The sequence below is a fragment of the Polaromonas sp. genome (assembly GCF_041689105.1).
Taxonomy (GTDB): domain Bacteria; phylum Pseudomonadota; class Gammaproteobacteria; order Burkholderiales; family Burkholderiaceae_C; genus Polaromonas.
On sequence record NZ_JBDNGU010000189.1, the window covers coordinates 1 to 2818 of the forward strand.

A 2818-nucleotide genomic window follows, 5' to 3' on the forward strand; every position below is an offset into this window, starting at 1 on the left:
GAGGCGATGGACTGGAGCGAGTCAATCCGTGCAATCTGGGTGCCGGCATTGACGTAAACCACCGTGCCCGCGAACATGCCCATCTGACTGACCCAGAAATAAGTCCAGGTCCGGATGCGGGTCAGGCCCATGAGCAGGTTCAGCGCAAAAAACGGCACCGCCGGAATGAGGCGCAGAGTGAAGAGGTAAAAAGCGCCTTCCTTCTCCATGCCCTTGTTAATGCCATCCAGCCGCTTGCCAAACCGTGCCTGTATGCTGTCACGCAGCAGGTAACGGGCAGCCAGCATGGCCAGCGTTGCGCCCAGGGTTGACGCAAACGACACCACCACCGTGCCCAGCACCAGGCCAAAAGAGGCGCCGGCCGCCAGCGTCATGATCGCTGCACCCGGCAGGGACAGGGCGGTAACAGCCACGTAGGCCGCAAAAAACACCAGCACAACCTGCACCGGCTTCTCGGCAAACAGCGCCTGGAAAGACGACTGGCTGTCCTTGAGGAAGGTGAGGCTGAAATAACGCCCCAAATCCAGGACAAAAAAGGCAGCGATACCCGCCAGCAGCAGCACGGCAATGAAAAGTTTGCGTGAATTCACGGCCGTCCTTTGTGGTTTGTTCTATGAAGTAAGTCGGGCGAAATCGCTGATTCTTACAAAACCGCGCGTTGGGGGTGTAAGAAAATCTCCCCGCCAGCGACCAATGATAAAAATGGGTTTAACCCGAGGCTAACACTGCATCCTGCAAACTCGCTCAAAATCGGCGTCTGAACCGGGCCCACCCTATCCACAAGGAATCCACAAGCATGACCCAGGCACTGGTAGGCATCATCGGAGGCAGCGGCCTCTACCAGATGGACGCGTTGCAGGACGCGCAGGAGCACGTGATGGACACGCCCTTCGGCGCACCCTCCGACGTGCTGGTGACGGGCAAAGTCCACGGCGTGCCCGCCGTGTTTCTGGCCCGCCATGCGCGCGGCCACCGGCTGCTGCCTTTTGAAGTGCCCTACCGCGCCAACATCCATGCCATGAAGCAGCTGGGCGTGCGTTACCTGCTGTCGGTCTCGGCCGTGGGTTCGCTGCGCGAGGATTTCAAGCCGCTGGACATGGTGCTGCCGGATCAGTTCATCGACCTGACCAAACGCCGCGAGAGCACTTTTTTTGGGCGCGGCGCGGTTGCCCATGTGTCCATGGCGCAGCCGGTGTGCCCGGCCACCGCCGCGGTACTGGCACGTGCCGTGCGCAGCGTGCTGGCCGCCGATGCCTCCAGTCACGGCGTCACCCTGCATGAAAGCGGCACCTACGTCTGCATTGAAGGCCCGCAGTTTTCCAGCACAGCCGAATCCCATTGGTACCGCAGCATGGGTGCTGGCGTGATCGGCATGACCAACATGCCCGAGGCCAAGCTCGCCCGCGAGGCTCAGATCGCCTACACCACGCTGGCCATGGTGACCGACTTCGACTGCTGGCATCCGCGTGAAGCCCACGTCAACGCCAGCATGGCGCTTGCCAACCTGCTGAAAAACGCTGGCCGCGCGCAACAGGTGGTGGCCCAGGCCATTGCCTTGCTGGGTGCCGAACAACCCGCCAGCGAAGCCCATACCGCACTACAAAACGCGCTGGTCACCCAGCCTGACGCCATGGCACCAGACGTGCATGCGCGGCTGGCCGTACTGCTCACCTAAACCTTTCCAGGAAAACAAACCCATGCATGACACGCTTCCCCTGCTGAAAAAAATCCGGTTTCCGGCCATCAACCGGACCCGCCTGGACACACTGCAGGTCAACCTCGGCTACAAATGCAACCAGAGCTGTGTGCACTGCCATGTGAATGCCGGACCAAACCGCACCGAGATGATGGACGCGGACACCCTGGCGCTGATCCCCCAGGTACTGGCGGCACGCAGTCTGGGCACGCTGGACCTGACCGGCGGCGCCCCGGAATTGCATGAGGGCTTTAAGGGCCTGGTGCGCGCCGCGCGCGCGCAGGGGGTGCGCGTGATTGACCGCTGCAACCTCACCATCCTGTTCGAACCCGGGCAAGAGGACCTGGCCGAATTTCTGGCCGGGCAGCGCGTGGACATCGTGGCCTCCATGCCCTGTTATTCAGCCGCCAATGTAGACAAGCAGCGCGGCGAGGGCGTATTTGACATCAGCATCGCGGCCCTGCAAAAACTCAACCAGCTCGGTTATGGGCAAAGCGGTTCGGGCCTGTCGCTGAACCTGGTCTATAACCCCCAGGGCGCGTCCCTGCCGCCGGATCAGCAGGCGCTGCAGGCCGATTACAAGCGTGAGCTGCTGGCGCATTTCGGCATTGTTTTTAACGAGCTGTATGCGGTGACCAACATGCCGATCCAGCGCTTCGGCTCGACACTGGTGTCCAAGGGCACGTTTGACAGCTATATGGATTTACTCAAAAACAACTTTCAGAAGCAAAACCTGGCCGGCGTCATGTGCCGCAACATGGTCAGCGTGGACTGGCAGGGCTGGCTCTCCGACTGCGACTTCAACCAGCAACTCGGCGTGCCTCTGGGCACCTCCGGGGTGCAGCGGCATCTGCGCGACCTGCTCAAGACCAGCCTGGACGAGCAGGCCATCCGCGTGGCGGGCCACTGCTACGGCTGCACCGCTGGCCAGGGCAGCAGCTGCGGCGGCGCGCTGGAACACTGAACACTGAGCACATGCCAGCGGCCAGGCAATGACCACCCCCACCCTGAGCATCGTGATGCCCGTGCTCAATGAAGCATCAGGCCTGGGTGCGGCGCTGCGCGCGCTGGCGCCATTCACAGCGCGCGGCGTGCAGCTCATCGTCGCCGATGGCGGCAGCA

At 62.1% G+C, this 2818-nt stretch carries 3 protein-coding genes; 2 read left to right on the forward strand and 1 reads right to left on the reverse strand.

What is annotated here, in order from left to right; genetic code table 11:
• Window positions 1-590 (reverse strand): TVP38/TMEM64 family protein (locus ACESMT_RS18860; protein ID WP_372828132.1); only part of this gene is annotated, 590 nt, incomplete at its 3' end.
• Between the two features lie 206 nt (window positions 591-796).
• Between ACESMT_RS18860 and mtnP the strand changes: the two genes are divergently transcribed.
• Entirely contained in the window at window positions 797-1675 is an 879-nt protein-coding gene (gene mtnP, locus ACESMT_RS18865; protein ID WP_372828133.1) for an S-methyl-5'-thioadenosine phosphorylase, read from the forward strand.
• Between the two features lie 22 nt (window positions 1676-1697).
• Window positions 1698-2660: an arsenosugar biosynthesis radical SAM (seleno)protein ArsS gene (arsS, locus tag ACESMT_RS18870; RefSeq protein WP_372828134.1), complete on the forward strand. Its 963-nt coding sequence runs from the start codon at window positions 1698-1700 to the stop codon at window positions 2658-2660.
• Window positions 2661-2818: the final 158 nt, after the last annotated feature.

Bases quoted from the DNA above. Each gene is read 5' to 3' on its own strand.
- mtnP (WP_372828133.1), top strand. From the start codon at position 797: ATGACCCAGGCACTGGTAGGCATCATCGGAGGCAGCGGCCTCTACCAG.
- arsS (WP_372828134.1), top strand. From the start codon at position 1,698: ATGCATGACACGCTTCCCCTGCTGAAAAAAATCCGGTTTCCGGCCATC.